Source organism: Mesorhizobium sp. WSM4846 (assembly GCF_055811415.1).
Window position 1 is genome coordinate 61464 of sequence record NZ_JBVVPZ010000019.1, and the last position, 14705, is coordinate 76168.

The window sequence follows — 14705 nt, forward strand, 5'->3', positions numbered from 1 at the left end:
TTCGAGATTAATTGCTTTCGAACTTTTAGCGTTTTGTTACGGTTGAACTGCTAGTCTGGCGCAAATCCGGCATGCTTTTGCTTGTTGCAGCCGCAATAGCCATTTGGTTGCCGGCACGTGCAGTGGGTTTGGCAAGTTTCTTGCTTCGCAATTCGCCGGACGGCCATTTTACGGCCCAGGAGCCACCGCACCGATGTTTTCTGAATTCGCCGGATTGATTGTGGAAAAGCTTTCGAACGTCGATCTGGTGACGCTCGGCCTCCTGCTTTTCACGGCACTGGGGAGCGCGGTGGTCGCTTACTGGCGGACTGTCGAGCATAAATCCCTCAGGGACTTTTTCGATTTCGCTTTCCCGGCGGAAGTCATCCTGCACCCGTCGGCGCGAGCGGATGTCCTATTTTGGGTCACCAAACGGGCGATAATGCCATTCCTGCTCATCCCTGCCGGCGTCACCTTCGTTGCCGCCGTCGGGTATGGGACGCACCACGCAATCGGCTGGCTGCTCGGTATCCAGGCGCCGCTCATCGATGGCGCGGCCGGACCGGTGACGATCGTTGTCTTCACCGCAACCATGCTTATCGCATACGACATTTCATACTATCTCTACCATGTCGCCCAGCACCACTTCCCGTTCCTGTGGGAATTGCACAAGGTGCATCATTCGGCCGAGGTGATGGTGGGAATCACCAAGGATCGGGTTCATCCGCTGGACGATCTGATGAACCGTATCTGGGATGGCGTCATCCCGGGGATCTGCTTCGGCATCTGGAGCCTGATCGCGCTCGATCCAGTCGAGATCGCCATCTTCGGCATCAACGTCTATGTCATCCGCAACATCCTGATGATGGACTTTGTTCGTCATACCCATTTCAAGATTTCCTTCGGCCCGTTGAACAACGTCATCTTGTGTCCGCACTGGCACCAGGTGCACCACAGCATCGACCCTCGCCACTACGACAAGAATTTTGGCCTGTTGTTTTCGTGCTGGGATCGCCTCTTCGGGACGCAGTTTGTCCCGGATCCGGATGAAGACCTCAAATTTGGCCTGATTGATCGCGATGTGCGCGACTATCAATCGCTCTTTGGGCTTTACATCCTGCCGCTCAGGAAGATGGGAGGGCATGTCCGCAGACTGTTCCAGAGGCGTCCGGATGCCATCGCAGAGGATCGTTCCCCTTCATGAACACCATTGTTTCGATTGACGCCTCGAGCGCAGAGCGCCTGGAAGTTGTCCGTTCGGCGGATCGCCTGGCTGCGATCGAAGCCGATTGGGCGCATCTCTGGCATCGCACCGATGGGCTGGTCTTTCAGAGTCATGCCTGGATTTCGGCCTGGTGGAATACCGTAGCGGACCGTGACCAGCGCGCGCTGCGGATCGGCCTGGTCTGGAATGGTGACAGGCTCGTTGCTGTCGTTCCCATGGCGATCCGCAAGCGCAAGGGCCTGCGGTTTCTCGAATGGGCGGCCAACAGCTATACCGATTACGGCGATATTCTCGTTGCTCCGGAATGCTCGTTATCGGCCCTGCAGGGAGTATGGGCCCGGATCTGTGACGCCGGTGGCTTCGATATTGCCTTTCTCAATCGTCTCTTGCCGGGTGCGGCGGCCCGCAAAATTCTCACTCCGGATACCTCCAGCGGGATCAGGCTTCGCCCCAATCACAGGGAGGAAGTCAGTTATCGCGTCGCCGGACAGTGGGCGAGCGGAGAAGCGTGGTTCGCGGAGCAGTCGAAAAAGACACGGCAGAACTATCGGCGCGGCGTCAAGACGTTGGAAGAAGCCGGCGAAATGAAATTTCGCCTGCTTGCGCCAGACGAGCCACTGCAGCCGGTACTGGACCGGCTCTCTGCCCTCAAGCGCAGATGGCTGGTCGAGCGCAAGCGTGAATCGCAACTTTTCGAAGAGGGAGCGCCGGTACTGGCCGCACTCGTTGACGCGCTGGCGCGCGCCGGCGTGCTGCACATTTTCGTACTTGAATGCGATGGCGCAATGGTCGCGGTTTCCATCAACTTCGTCCAGCACCACACCATGATGGCGTTCGTGACCACTTTCGATCCGGATTTCAGCCAGGCGTCGCCGGGCATGATCCTGATGATGGACTACATACAGTGGTCGTTCGATCACGGCTTGAGCACAGTCGATTTCCTGTGCGGCGCAGAGGGGTTCAAGCATAAATTCGCAACGCAGGGCGTTGTCCTGCAATCCGTCCTTGGGACGCGCACGGCGCAAGGCTCGCTCGCTTCCCTTGCCGATCGTATGCGTCAAAGGGTCCGGCACGCACGGGGGCGCGGATTGGCAACGACAGCTTGATTTTCGGCTTTGATCGGCGCCGGAACGCCGTGTCCGACCGGCAATGGCAAGCGGTGCCATATCGCTTCCGGGCCGCCGGCAGCACGAACTGCTCAAAGTGCCGATTGCGTCTGAGCTGGAACGACCCGCCAGATCTTGTTGCCGACATCATCCGCCACCAGCAGGGCGCCGCGCCGGTCTATCGCCACGCCCACGGGACGGCCAAAAGCCTTGTCGTCCTCGCTCAGGAAACCGGTGAGGATGTCCTGGGGCGGGCCGGAGGGCCTGCCGCCTGAAAACGGCACGAAAATCACCTTGTAGCCGCTGTGCGGCCTGCGGTTCCACGAGCCATGCTGCCCGACGAAAGCGCCATTCCTGTATTGAGGACCGAACAGGTCGCCTGTGTTGAAGGTCAGTCCCAATGAAGCCGTGTGCGCCCCGAGCGCATAGTCCGGCTTGATCGCCTGGGCGACGAGGTCGGGCCGCTGCGGCTTGACGCGATTATCGACGTGCTGGCCAAAATAGCTGTAAGGCCAGCCATAGAAGCCGCCATCCTTCACCGAAGTCATGTAATCCGGCACCAGATCGCTGCCGATCTCGTCGCGCTCGTTGACGACGACCCAGAGCTCACCGCTTTCCGGGTTCCATGACAGGCCGTTCGGATTGCGCAGGCCGGAGGCGAAGAGACGCGTCTGTCTCGAGGTGAGATCGATCTCCAGCACGGCGGCTCGGTTCTCTTCTTCCTCCAGGCCGTTCTCGCCGACATTGGAATTGGATCCGACCGTCGCATAGAGCTTCGTCCCGTCCTGCGAGGCGGTCACGTCCTTGGTCCAGTGGTGGTTCCTCCCCGCGGGCAGGTCGACGATCTTCTCCGCTGGTGCGGTGATCTCGGTCGCACCCTCCTGGTAGGGAAAGGCCACAATTGCATTGGCGTTGGCGACGTAGAGCTTGCCGTTGAGCAGGGTCATGCCGAATGGCGAGAACAGCCCGGTGAGAAAGGCGGTTCTGGTTTCTGCCACCCCGTCGCCGTCCTGATCGCGCAGCAGCGTGATGCGATTGGCGCTATGCGTCCCCGCGCCGGCCTGGCTCTGGAAGAAATTGACGAAGAAGCGCCGTATGCTGAAGCCCTCCTCCGGCCTGGGCGGCGCATTGCTCTCGGCCACCAGCACGTCGCCGTTTGGCAACACATACAGCCAGCGCGGATGGTCGAGCCCGCGGGCATATTCGTTGACTGCAAATCCCTGGGCCGCTGTCGGCTTGGTGCCCTGCGGCCATGGCATGGCCTTGGCGACATGGACGGTCGGCAGCCAGGTCGGATTGGGCTCCGGCAGGGTCGGGTTGGGGCCATAGGTCTCCGCGATCGGAACGGTCGCCTCTTCGCGCGACAGGAAGAAGATCGCTCCTGCGGCGATTACGAGAACAATGATCAGCATGAGAAGGGCGGTAGCCAAGTTTTTCACCAGAACCTCGAAAAACGTCGAAAGAACGCAAACGCGCTTATCGCGTTGCGGTTGCCGACGCAGCGGCCGATCGGGAGAAGTAGGCCGCAAGCGCGCGGACGTCGTCGTCCGTCAGACCCTTCGCGGCATTTGCCATGAGATGGCCGAAGCGCGTTCCGCCACGCTTTCCCGCCCTGAACAACCCAAGCTGCGTCTCGATGTAGGGCGCCGGCTGGCCGGCGATCGAGGGATAGAGCGGGCTGCGGTCCTGTCTTCCGTGACAGCCGAGACAGGCGGGCACATTGGCCTGCCTGACGCCGCTCTCGGCGATTTCCTTGCCGCGCCGGACAAGTGCTGGATCGCCGCCGCCGCCGGGGTGCATCGCCGGCAGGGCAGCGAAATGCTTGGCCAGGTCCGGCCAGAGTTGAGGCCCTGCCGCAATGGCGGGCAGGCTCATCAACCCGCTTGCCCGGCCTTCCTCGGCATAGGCACGCAGGCTTTCAAGCAGATACGCCTCGCTCTGCCCGGCCAGAACGGGTATCGCGGGACCGCGTCCAAAACCGTCCTCGCCGTGGCAGCGGGCGCAATCCGCCAGCGCTTGCGGCAGGGTTTCGGCAGCGCCTGCAGGAGGCGCAAGCCTTTCGCCATAGGCGAGATCGCGATAGGCGGCCTCGTCCAGCGACGGCAGTTCGCGTAGGAAGGCGACCATCGCCCAGACCTCGTCGTCGCGTTCCTGCGTCGGCCAGGCCGGCATGCCGGTGAAACGCACGCCGTGCTTGACGATACGAAAAAGCTCCGCGTCCGACCATTCGCCGACGGCCCCGGCAAGGTCAGGCGGCTGCGGCAGCATTCTCATGACGACAGGAGATCGCGGCTCGCCCGGCGCGCCGTGACAGATGGCGCAGCCGCGTGCGAAATGCCCGGCGGCCGGCTGAATCGCATGGCGCGGCAGAGCCTCTGGAGCGTCGACCGCCAGGGCATAGGTGCGCACAGCCGATCGCATGGCGAAATGGAGGAACCATTCCGTGATCCTCCAGTGGCCGCTCGAGGCACCGACATTGAAAAAGCCGATCCAGGCCGCCAGCACCACGACGAAGGGCAGAATGGCAAGCGCTATGGCGAGCTTCTTCCAGCTGATATGCATCAGACCGTCTTCCGCGGTGGTGTGGCGAGGATGCGCGCGAAAAGCGTCACGCCGCCGGCCAGGTAGACCGCGGCGCCGACCAGAAGCATGATGACGCCGCCAAGTTCCTGATCCTGCTGGGCGGAAAGCGCGATGCCGAAGCAGCTTGTCTCGCCGGTCCCATAAAGCGGCCGCGGGGTCAGCGCCAGCAGCGCGCCGAGCAAGGTCATGTGGATGGACGTCAGAAGCAGGGCGAAGGCGCCGGCGGCATAGCCTGTGGTGTCCGAGCCGCGGCGCGGCAGGCAGGCCAGCCACAGGAACAGCCCGGCGGCAAGGAACGTGACCTGCTCGACAGCGGTGACAAACAGCGAGCTTTGCGCCAGAGCCCGCAAGGCCGGTGCGTGCCAGGACCAGACGACGATGAGTTCGACGAGGGAGGCGGGGAGGGCGAGGGTGAACGCCCGGCTCGCACCTGGTGTCGGGCCGAGCGGGACCCCAATCGCCATCAGCGGCGCGGCGATCGCCACCACTCCCATATGCGCCAGCATGTGCGCCGAAAACGAATCCCGCAAGCCATCGAGCAGCGGCCCGAGCCAGACCAGGGCAAGGACGAGGATGCCGAGGATGAGGCAGGCGCGTCTCACCGGATACACTCCGTCAGGAACAATGCAGGCATCGCGGTGAAGATCACGGCGATGAAGCTGAGACCCGAGAGCAGCAGCGTCGCAAAGCCCTGGAACAGGGTCCGGTCGCGTCTCGTCGGATCGTCGTGCGGCGGATCGTCTGTGCCGAAGCCCCATTGCCGCCAGGCGAGCCATGCTGACAGCGCGATCAGCGAGAGGGCGATCACGGTGGCGGCGGCGATGCCGGCGCGCACAGCGCTGAAACTCAGCCCGACAAGCTCGGGCTTGGCGCAATAGATCGCCGCGCCGATGTAGCAAACAAGGAAATGCGCAGCCCACACCACCGGCGCAGTGAACAGCGTCCACAGTGTCTCGATCTGTTTTGGGACAAGCCACATCGGCGCCTCACATCGCTGCCGGAAAGAGGCCGATGATGGCGAAGGTGGGGACGGCGGCAATCAGCAGGAAATGCCAGTAGAGCACCACATTGCCTAGATCCAGGTCATGCTTCGGCGTCAGTCGGCCGGCCAGCGAGCGGGCCAGGCAATAGGCCTGCATGACTGTGCCGAGCGCTGCATGGGCGAGCACCCAGATCACCAGGATCCAGACGATTGCGGGATAGACGTGGCGCGTCGGGTCCATGCCTGGAGACAATGGCGCGGCCAGGCCTGTGGCGGACGCGGCAACGGTCGTCAGCAGGGACAGCACCAGCAAGCCGCGCATAGTGGCCGTAGCGCCGCGCCTGTTGACCGTGCGTGCCGCCACCATCAGGCCCCACGCCGTAGCGAACAGGCTGGCAGCCACCAGCGACCAGACCGCATCGGGCCCGGCAATCCCCGCGGTGAAGTTGGCATGGATCGTCCAGTAGAAGAAATAGCCGAAGACGAGGCTGGCGAACGCGGTGCCATCGCCCACCATGGTGATGAACATCGCCCACCAGCCGACCGAATCGGAGCCGGAGGCATAAAGCGGCAGGCTGAGGCCCAGGCCGACATCCTTTTCCGGCTTCTCGGGGATTTCGCCAGTGCCCGTCCAGAGCCAGTAGATGACTGCGCAAAAGCAGATGATTGCGGCCAGCGCCGTCGCGATCCACCAGTGGAAGGTAAGCGCGATGAAGGCGCCTCCGAGCGAAAGAGCCGAGACGATGGTGACATGGGAGGTGCCGCCGACGCGCAGCACCTGGACGGGTTCGGCGTCGAGCACGGTGGTGACCAGTCCCTCGCGCCATCCCTCTTCCGCGTCGGGCAGATAATAGCGGCCTTCATTGACTTTGCGGGCAAGGTCCTTCTGATCCCACAAGGGGTAGCGGCTGCGCACGATGGGTATCGAGCGGACGCCCCAGTTCTCCTCCGGCTCGGAAATCCATTCCAGCGTGCCGGCATTCCACGGGTTGAATTCGCCGCGCGGCTGCCGGTGCTTTGGCCTGAGCACGTCGAAGACGACCACCAGCACGCCCGCGGCGAAAATGAAGGCTCCGGCCGTCGAGATCAGGTTCAGCCAGTTCCAGCCGATTTCGGCTGGATAGGTGAAGACGCGGCGGGGCATGCCGCGCAAGCCGATCAGATGCATGGGGAAAAAGGCGATGTTGAAGCCGCAGAACATCAGCCAGAAGGCGAGCCGCCCCAACCGGTCTGAGAGCTTCTTCGCGTCGATCAGCGGGTAATAGTAATAGAGCCCGGCCACGACCGGGAAAAGCATGCCGCCGATCAGCACATAATGGAGATGCGCAACGACAAAATACGTGTCGTGGGCCTGCCAGTCGAAGGGTGCGAGCGCCACCATGACGCCCGTCAGGCCACCAATGACGAAGATGGCCAGCCCTCCGGTGCCGAACAGCATCGGGGTCGAGAAGATCACCCGGCCGGCCAGCATGGTGGCGATGAAGACGAAGATCTGCACGCCCGTCGGGATCGCCACCGCCTCGGAGGCGGCCGAGAAGAAGGCCAGCGAGATCTGCGGCAGGCCTGTGGCAAACATATGGTGCACCCACAGGCCGAAGGAAAGGAACCCTGTCCCCACTGCCGCGAGCACGATCCAGGAGTAACCGACGATCGGACGCTGGGAAAAAGTCGGCACGATCATGGCCATCAGCGCGATCGCCGGCAGGAAGATGATGTAGACTTCCGGATGACCGAATATCCAGAACAGATGCTGCCACAGCAGCGGGTCGCCGCCGCGCGCTGCGTCGAAGAACGGCCAATCGAACATCCGTTCCATCTCGAACAGGAGGTCGCCGGCGATCAGCGGCGGGAAGGCGAACAGGATCATTCCGGCAACGATCAGCAGGTACCAGGCGAAGAGCGGCATCAGGTTGATGCGCATGCCCGGCGCGCGGCATTTCATGATGCCGACGATGAGCTCGACGGCGGCCGCGATCGAGGCGACTTCGATGAAGGAAAGGCCGAGCAGCCAGATGTCGGCGCCAATGCCGGAGAACTCCTTGTCGGTGGCGAGCGGCGGATACATGAACCAGCCTGCCGACGGCGCCGCATTGAAGAAGATCGAGCCGCAGACGAAGATACCGCCGAGCAAAAAGCTCCAAAAACTGAAGGCTCCGAGGCGCGGAAACGGCATTTCGCGGGCGCCCAGCATCGGCGGCAGCAGGAAGATCGCGACCGCCTCGAAGATCGGCACCGCGAACAGGAACATCATCACCGTACCGTGCAGGGTGAAAGCCTGGTTGAATAAGTCGGCCGAGAGGAGGTCGTTGTCGGGCACGGCGAGCTGCAGCCGCACCAGGAGCGCGAGCACGCCGGCAAACAGCATGAAGGCGAAGGCCGCCGAGCCGTACCAGAGGCCGATCTGGTAATTGTTCACCGAGGTCCAGTAGCGCCAGCCGGTTGGATTGGCCCAGACGGCGCGCAGCCGCTGTTCCTGCGCCTTGTATTCTTCCGGCGAACGCTCCTTGACAGCAGCGCTCATCGCAGGCCCCTCAGCCAGGCGGCTATGGCGCGAATGTCGCCCGACGGCAACATGTCGAAGGCCGGCATCCCGGAACCAGGCTTGATCAGGTCGGGCCGGGCGATGAAGCTGACGACGGCGTCTTCGGTGTTGGGCAGGATTCCGGCTGCGACGGTGGCGCGAGAACCGATATGCGAAAGGTCCGGGCCGATCAGGCCGCGCGCATCGGTGCCCGCGACGAAATGGCAGGACCCGCAGCCATGGCGCAGGAACAGCGCGCCGCCGCTTGCGCCGGCCCCTTCCGCGGGAATTGCCTGGGCGGCAAGCCAGGACCGGAAGGCTTCGGGCGCCATCGCGACGGCCGAGAACGCCATCAGCGCGTGAGACGTGCCGCAATATTCCGCGCACGGGCCGCGGAATATACCAGCTTTGGTGGCCATGATCGAAAGCCTGTTGGTGCGGCCGGGGATCATGTCCATCTTGCCGCCGAGCGGTGGGATCCAGAAGGAATGGATCACATCGGCGCTTTTCACGGTCAATTCGACCCGCTCGCCGACCGGCAGCCTGATCTCGTTGGCGGAAGTGACCGGCGGTCCCTGAGGAGGGTGATAGACAACTTCCCACCAGAACTGCCTGCCGGTGACTTCGATCCGCAGGGCGGCGGGTCTCGCCTGGGCGAAGGGCCGAAGGCCAGGCATCAGCCACAGCGCATAGGCGAGCAGCGCACAAAGCGTGACCGAGGGGAAGACTACGCCGCCCCAAAGGATGATGCTGCTGGCAGATTTTTCGGCCAGCCTGCGGCGATTGACCAGGGCTGCATGAAGAAGCAGGCCGACCACGCCCAGCCAGATGACGGCGCCGCCGCTTAGCATGACCCAAAACAGCATTTCTATCTGCTGCGCTTCCGCTCCCGCGGGCTCAAGTGCCGACTGAGTGCTCGACTGGGCGCCGGCAGAGCCGCTCGCGAGCAACAATGACGCAGCTGACAGGCTGAAATATCGACCCATTTGCAACCCCTCCGCGGTAAACCGGCGAGAGGGGCGGAAGGTTCCGGGCAACTGAGCTTTCCAACTGGCGGAATGAACGTGTCGCTCGAGTCCGAATGTAGGTTCCAGTCGGCGGTTTTGCGTGTCGGCGGTTTTGCGCGCGAGTCTTGAGATGCACCGGGATTTGCGATGAACGCGTCGATGGCTTTCTGCGACAACACGCGGGCCTCGCGTGTCAAACCTTTGGGCCGGAAGTGGCCGGAGCTCGTGGCGCCGCAGAGGCTACGGATTCTTCACAGCAGTCCTTTTTGGTTCTGTCACCAGAAATCCTTGTGGTCGGTTACGATCTCTTCTTCGAGTTCAGGGAATGGGCCACGGATTGCTACATGGCGCCGTCCGGCGGCGAACACTTGGTAACAACTCAGATCGAGGGTCAGATTCTCCGAATTGTCTCCGGTCAGCTCGGCCAGCCGCCTTTCGCTGAGTCCGTAGACCACGGTGCCGATGCCAGCCCAGTAACAGGCCCCGGCGCACATGCAGCACGGCTCGACCGAGGTCACCAGAGTGCATCGCTCGAGAAAGGTCGGGTCGTATTGCTGCGCGGCCGCGCGGGCCACGTTTGCCTCTGCGTGGCCAACGCCGCGATCCCGGGCGTAGGTGTTGCCCGACGAAAGCAGCACGTCGCCTTCCGGCCCGACCAGGAGCGCCCCAAAAGGATGATTGCCACTCGCCCGGCTCTCGGTGGCGATCTCCACGGCGAGACGTAGATATTCGGTATCGCTCTTCATGGCCGCCTCCTAGGGGTGCCCGTTCGTAACTGTACGCGTAAAGAGCTCTTGGACAATTTTCAACGAGTGACGAAACAATTGCGCTCGATCGCCGTTTGCGCGTCAGGGCGGTTATTTTGGGCGGGTGATTTGGGCGGGTGTTGGATTGCCCAGAGGAGGCGACGATGAGGGCAACCGGCTTGGAAGTTTTTGACAAAACCCTGCAGACGACAAACATCTGGCTGGACGAGATCATGGCCGATCACGGGCCCGACAGGCGCGTGGCCTGGCATATGCTGGGAGCCGTTCTACGCACCTTGCGGGATTGGCTGCAGATCGAACTGGCTGCCAATTTGGGGGCTGAACTGCCGCTTCTTGTGCGCGGAGCCTACTATGATCGGTATCGGCCGCGTGATCTGCCGACGAGCAGCCGTTCGTTGGAGGATTTTTTGCAGCGGGTGGCCGAGGAGATGAAATCCACTCGACCGGTGAATCCGGAGGATGCGACGAGATCCGTGTTCAAGGTACTCGCCAGGCATGTCGACCTCGGCCAGTCGGCCAAGGTGCGGGACGCGTTGCCGAAGCAGATCCGGGCGCTTTGGCCCGAAAGTGTTGGAGTCTAGCAGCAAGACCAAAGTCGGGCCTGCCGATGCGGTTCTCAACTGCCTCCGCCCGGGCGATCGTTTTCCTCGCGATACAGTCGCTCGGTGGCCCGATCGCTTTCTCTGCGCTCTGCAGGCCCACGGCGTCGCCACGTAAGGAGTCCGTAGGCCAGCACGATTGCCAGCAGTAGCGGGCCGCCAGCAACGACGATCAACCACATGCTGTTCTCGAACATGGAACATCTCCTTTCCCTCGTTTCGTTACCGAGCAGGAGCGAAACCGTTGCTCCCGGTGCAGGGTTGGACACCGCAGTGCAACTCTCTTCGCCGAATGGCCAGTGATTCGCCATTCAACTGCTGAACGCGGGCAACTGCTGAACGCGGGCAACTGCTGAACGCGGGCAACTGCTGAACGCGGGCAACTGCCGGGCGGTTTATTCCCTCAGAAAGGCAACTTGTACCCAGCGGGCTGTTGCGCTCGGCAAGCGCTGGTGGAAGAATGGACTTCCCTCGGAAACGTTCCATTGTGCGAGCCATTCGCTGGCTGACTTCCAGGCGTTCACGATATCTGTCTGGACCCCTAACATCCGGTCGCGGACGCACTACGTGTAATAGGGAACCACAAAGGCTTTCCGACAGTTGAGTGAAGAGGCGACAGCAACCAGACCGGCCGGGGCGAGGAATACCATGCGCGAGAACCACTCCGACGTCTTCGATCTGTTTTCGGAGATTTACACCAATGCGGCGCAGGAGGAGATAAGCATCCAGCAATATCTCCTTGCCTGCCGCGAGGATAAATCGATGTATGCTTCGGCGCCCGAGCGGATGGTCGAGGCGATCGGCGAGCCCACCCTGATCGACACCAGCATGGATGAGCGGCTCGGCCGCATTTTCTCGAACAGGACAATCAAGGTCTATCCCACCTTCGCCGAGTTCTATGGCATGGAGGACACGATCGAGCGCATAGCCGGCTATTTCCGCTATGCCTCTCAGGGGCTCGAGGAGCGCAAGCAGATTCTCTATCTGCTTGGCCCTGTCGGCGGCGGCAAGTCCTCGCTCGCCGAACGGCTGAAGAAGCTGATGGAGGAGCGTCCGATCTATACGCTGAAGGTCGGCGGCCAGATCAGTCCGGTTTTCGAATCGCCGCTCGGGCTTTTCAATCCTGACCGCATGGGCGACCTTTTGGAGGACAAATACGGCATCGCGCGGCGCCGGCTGAACGGTCTTATTTCGCCATGGGCGGCCAAGCGCCTCGACGAACTGTCCGGCGACATCTCCAAGTTCAGCGTCGTCAAGCTGATGCCTTCGCGGCTACGCCAGATCGGCATCTCCAAGACCGAGCCAGGCGATGAGAACAACCAGGACGTTTCGGCCCTGGTCGGCAAGGTCGACATAAGACAGCTCGAGCATTTCAGCCAATCCGATCCGGACGCCTATTCCTACAGCGGCGGCCTGAACCGGACCACGCAGGGGCTGCTCGAGTTCGTCGAGATGTTCAAAGCGCCGATCAAGGTCCTGCATCCGTTGCTGACCGCTACCCAGGAAGGCAGCTACAACGGTACGGAAAACTTCGGATCTTTCCCGTATCAGGGCATCGTCGTAGCCCACTCCAACGAATCGGAATGGCTGCAGTTCAAGAACAACAAGAACAACGAGGCATTCCTCGACCGTATCCTGGTGGTCAAGGTGCCGTATTGCCTGCGGGTCACCGAAGAAAGGCAGATCTACGAAAAGCTGCTGCGCGAAAGCGAATTGGCCTCCAGTTCCTGTGCACCGGAGGTTCTCGACATTCTCAGCCGGTTCACCGTCTCGACCCGTCTGGCCGAGCATGACAATTCGCCGCTCTACACCAAGATGCGCGTTTATGACGGCGAGAACCTCAAGGACATAGATCCCAAGGCGAAGTCGGTTCAGGAATACCGCGATGCCGCCGGAGTCGATGAAGGCATGACCGGCGTCAGCACGCGCTTTGCCTTCAAGATCCTGTCGCAGACCTTCAACTACGACACCAAGGAAGTGGCCGCCGATCCCGTGCACCTGATGTACATTCTGGAGGAGGCGATCAAGCGCGAGCAGTTCCCCAAGGAAACGGAAGCCGCCTATCTCGACTTCATAAAGTCGGAACTGGCCACGCGCTATGCCGAGTTCATCGGCCATGAAATTCAGAAGGCCTATCTGGAGTCCTACAGCGAATACGGCCAAAACCTGTTCGACCGCTACATCGCCTATGCCGATGCCTGGATAGAGGACCAGGACTACAAAGACCCCGATACCGGCCAGATCCTCAATCGCGAGGTGCTGGACAACGAACTGTCGCAAGTCGAAAAGCCGGCCGGCATTGCCAACCCCAAGGACTTCCGCAACGAGGTCGTGAAGTTCACGTTGCGCGCAAGGGCGAGGAACCATGGCCGCAACCCGTCGTGGACGAGCTATGAAAAGCTGCGCGAAGTCATCGAGAAGCGGATGTTCGGCCAGGTCGAGGATCTGCTCCCGGTGATCAGCTTCGGCTCCAAGCAGGACAGCGTAACGGAGAAGCGGCATACCGAGTTCGTGCATCGGATGGTCGGACGCGGTTACACCGAACGCCAGGTCCGCCGGCTGGTGGACTGGTACATGCGGGTGAACAAGGCGGGCTGAGTCCGGCCGGGATGGTTCCATGCCGATCTTTGTCGATCGCCGACTGAACCCAAAGGACAAGAGCCTCGGCAACCGCCAGCGCTTCCTGAAGCGTGCGCGCGAAGAGCTGAAGCGAAGCATCCGGGATCGGATCCGTACCGGCAAGATCGCCGATGTCGACAGCGAGCACACCGTCTCGATGCCGGCGAGGGGCACAGCAGAGCCGAGCTTCAGCGATGCCAAGGACAGCGGCAGGCGACAGCACATCCTGCCGGGCAACAAGCATTTCGCCCCTGGCGACCGGGTTCCCAAGCCCGGCCAGGGCGGCGGCGGCTCGTCTCCCGGCAAAACGGTCTCGGAGGACGATTTTCGTTTCGTGCTCTCGCGCGAGGAGGTGCTCGACCTCTTTTTCGAGGATCTCGAACTTCCCGACATGGTCAAGCTCAACCTCAAGGAGATACTATCCTTCAAACCGCGCCGCGCCGGGTTCGCTGCGACCGGTTCGCCGACCAACATCAATGTCGGGCGCACGATGCGAAACAGCCATGGTCGCCGGATTGCGCTAAGGCGCCCCAAGCAGGAGGAACTCGATTTGATTGCGGAGCAACTCGCAATCCTGGAGGCCGAGCCGCAGAGCGCGGCGCCGGCACGCCAGCGCATTGCAGCGTTGCGGGAGGAGCTTGAGCGACTTGAGCGCCGCCGCAAGCGGATCGCCTATGTCGATCCCGTCGACATCCGCTTCAACCGTTTCGACGCCCAGCCCGTGCCGAATGCCAATGCGGTCATGTTCTGTCTCATGGACGTATCCGGCTCGATGGGCGAACGCGAGAAGGATTTGGCCAAGCGCTTCTTCGTGCTGCTGCACCTGTTCCTGAAACGGCGCTACGACCGCACCGAAATCGTCTTCATCCGCCATACGCACGAGGCGCAGGAGGTGGACGAGGAAACCTTCTTCTACAATACGCAAAGCGGCGGCACGGTCGTTTCCACGGCACTCGAGGAAATGCACCGCATCATCGCGCAACGCTATCCCAGCAACGAGTGGAACATCTATGCCGCCCAGGCGTCGGACGGCGACAATTTCGTCACCGATTCCGAGCGTTGCATCGGCCTGATGGACGGCCAGGTCATGCGCCTGTGCCAGTATTTCGCCTATGTCGAGATCATCGACGAACGTGAGAGCCATATTTTCGGCACCACCGACAATGGGACCTCGCTCTGGCGCGCCTACAGCGTTGTCAACCAGCGATGGCCGAATTTCCAGATGAGCCGTATCGCCAACGCAGCCGACATCTATCCGGTCTTTCGCCAGCTCTTTGCCAGGCAGCCGGTCCTGCAGAAAAGCGCTTGAGGGAGCCG

General features: G+C 62.0%; 13 protein-coding genes. 5 read left to right on the top strand and 8 right to left on the bottom strand.

The window, feature by feature from the left end; all coding sequences use genetic code 11:
* The first annotated feature begins 193 nt into the window (after positions 1-193).
* Positions 194-1183: a sterol desaturase family protein gene (locus AC0L15_RS17510; protein WP_473496644.1), complete on the top strand. Its 990-nt coding sequence runs from the start codon at positions 194-196 to the stop codon at positions 1181-1183.
* The gene (locus tag AC0L15_RS17515; protein ID WP_473496645.1) at positions 1180-2310 is read left to right on the top strand and encodes a GNAT family N-acetyltransferase; all 1131 of its coding nucleotides are present in this window, start codon (positions 1180-1182) and stop codon (positions 2308-2310) included. The genes AC0L15_RS17510 and AC0L15_RS17515 overlap by 4 nt, the downstream gene beginning before the upstream one ends.
* A 92-nt stretch (positions 2311-2402) precedes the next feature.
* Here the strand turns inward: AC0L15_RS17515 and AC0L15_RS17520 are convergent, their stop codons facing one another.
* From AC0L15_RS17520 to AC0L15_RS17550, 7 genes are all read right to left on the bottom strand, one after another.
* On the bottom strand, positions 2403-3722 hold the full coding sequence (locus AC0L15_RS17520; protein ID WP_473496667.1) for a PQQ-dependent sugar dehydrogenase: 1320 nt from the start codon (positions 3720-3722) through the stop codon (positions 2403-2405).
* A 64-nt stretch (positions 3723-3786) separates the two neighbouring features.
* The gene (locus tag AC0L15_RS17525) at positions 3787-4872 is read right to left on the bottom strand and encodes a c-type cytochrome (protein ID WP_473496646.1); all 1086 of its coding nucleotides are present in this window, start codon (positions 4870-4872) and stop codon (positions 3787-3789) included.
* Positions 4872-5495 (bottom strand): cytochrome c oxidase assembly protein, encoded by a 624-nt coding sequence (locus AC0L15_RS17530; protein WP_023797787.1) that lies wholly within the window; start codon positions 5493-5495, stop codon positions 4872-4874. The genes AC0L15_RS17525 and AC0L15_RS17530 overlap by 1 nt, the downstream gene beginning before the upstream one ends.
* Positions 5492-5872, bottom strand: coding sequence for a hypothetical protein (locus AC0L15_RS17535; RefSeq protein ID WP_128166553.1), 381 nt, complete (start codon positions 5870-5872; stop codon positions 5492-5494). Before AC0L15_RS17535 ends, AC0L15_RS17530 begins: the two co-directional genes overlap by 4 nt.
* 7 nt (positions 5873-5879) lie before the next feature.
* Positions 5880-8396: a cytochrome c oxidase subunit I gene (gene ctaD, locus AC0L15_RS17540; RefSeq protein WP_473496647.1), complete on the bottom strand. Its 2517-nt coding sequence runs from the start codon at positions 8394-8396 to the stop codon at positions 5880-5882.
* Entirely contained in the window at positions 8393-9382 is a 990-nt protein-coding gene (coxB, locus tag AC0L15_RS17545) for a cytochrome c oxidase subunit II (RefSeq protein ID WP_473496648.1), read from the bottom strand. The genes ctaD and coxB overlap by 4 nt, the downstream gene beginning before the upstream one ends.
* A gap of 296 nt (positions 9383-9678) precedes the next feature.
* Complete coding sequence (locus AC0L15_RS17550) at positions 9679-10149, bottom strand: nucleoside deaminase (RefSeq protein ID WP_473496649.1); 471 nt, start codon at positions 10147-10149, stop codon at positions 9679-9681.
* A 164-nt stretch (positions 10150-10313) separates the two neighbouring features.
* Between AC0L15_RS17550 and AC0L15_RS17555 the strand changes: the two genes are divergently transcribed.
* Positions 10314-10751, top strand: coding sequence for a DUF2267 domain-containing protein (locus tag AC0L15_RS17555; protein WP_473496650.1), 438 nt, complete (start codon positions 10314-10316; stop codon positions 10749-10751).
* Between the two features lie 35 nt (positions 10752-10786).
* Here AC0L15_RS17555 and AC0L15_RS17560 read toward each other — a convergent pair whose 3' ends face one another.
* Positions 10787-10966 carry a hypothetical protein gene (locus tag AC0L15_RS17560; RefSeq protein WP_473496651.1) on the bottom strand — a complete coding sequence of 60 codons (180 nt, stop codon included), beginning with the start codon at positions 10964-10966 and terminating at the stop codon, positions 10787-10789.
* A 451-nt stretch (positions 10967-11417) separates the two neighbouring features.
* Between AC0L15_RS17560 and AC0L15_RS17565 the strand changes: the two genes are divergently transcribed.
* Both AC0L15_RS17565 and AC0L15_RS17570 read left to right on the top strand, forming a co-directional pair.
* A complete protein-coding gene (locus AC0L15_RS17565) occupies positions 11418-13367 on the top strand; it encodes a PrkA family serine protein kinase (RefSeq protein WP_023797794.1) in 1950 nt (649 codons plus the stop codon).
* A 19-nt stretch (positions 13368-13386) separates the two neighbouring features.
* Positions 13387-14697 (top strand): YeaH/YhbH family protein, encoded by a 1311-nt coding sequence (locus tag AC0L15_RS17570; protein ID WP_473496652.1) that lies wholly within the window; start codon positions 13387-13389, stop codon positions 14695-14697.
* Positions 14698-14705: the final 8 nt, after the last annotated feature.

Bases quoted from the DNA above. Each gene is read 5' to 3' on its own strand.
- AC0L15_RS17550 (WP_473496649.1), bottom strand. From the start codon at position 10,149: ATGAAGAGCGATACCGAATATCTACGTCTCGCCGTGGAGATCGCCACC.
- AC0L15_RS17520 (WP_473496667.1), bottom strand. From the start codon at position 3,722: ATGCTGATCATTGTTCTCGTAATCGCCGCAGGAGCGATCTTCTTCCTG.
- AC0L15_RS17535 (WP_128166553.1), bottom strand. From the start codon at position 5,872: ATGTGGCTTGTCCCAAAACAGATCGAGACACTGTGGACGCTGTTCACT.
- AC0L15_RS17565 (WP_023797794.1), top strand. From the start codon at position 11,418: ATGCGCGAGAACCACTCCGACGTCTTCGATCTGTTTTCGGAGATTTAC.
- AC0L15_RS17570 (WP_473496652.1), top strand. From the start codon at position 13,387: ATGCCGATCTTTGTCGATCGCCGACTGAACCCAAAGGACAAGAGCCTC.
- AC0L15_RS17555 (WP_473496650.1), top strand. From the start codon at position 10,314: ATGAGGGCAACCGGCTTGGAAGTTTTTGACAAAACCCTGCAGACGACA.
- AC0L15_RS17525 (WP_473496646.1), bottom strand. From the start codon at position 4,872: ATGCATATCAGCTGGAAGAAGCTCGCCATAGCGCTTGCCATTCTGCCC.
- AC0L15_RS17510 (WP_473496644.1), top strand. From the start codon at position 194: ATGTTTTCTGAATTCGCCGGATTGATTGTGGAAAAGCTTTCGAACGTC.
- AC0L15_RS17515 (WP_473496645.1), top strand. From the start codon at position 1,180: ATGAACACCATTGTTTCGATTGACGCCTCGAGCGCAGAGCGCCTGGAA.
- coxB (WP_473496648.1), bottom strand. From the start codon at position 9,382: ATGGGTCGATATTTCAGCCTGTCAGCTGCGTCATTGTTGCTCGCGAGC.
- ctaD (WP_473496647.1), bottom strand. From the start codon at position 8,396: ATGAGCGCTGCTGTCAAGGAGCGTTCGCCGGAAGAATACAAGGCGCAG.
- AC0L15_RS17560 (WP_473496651.1), bottom strand. From the start codon at position 10,966: ATGTTCGAGAACAGCATGTGGTTGATCGTCGTTGCTGGCGGCCCGCTA.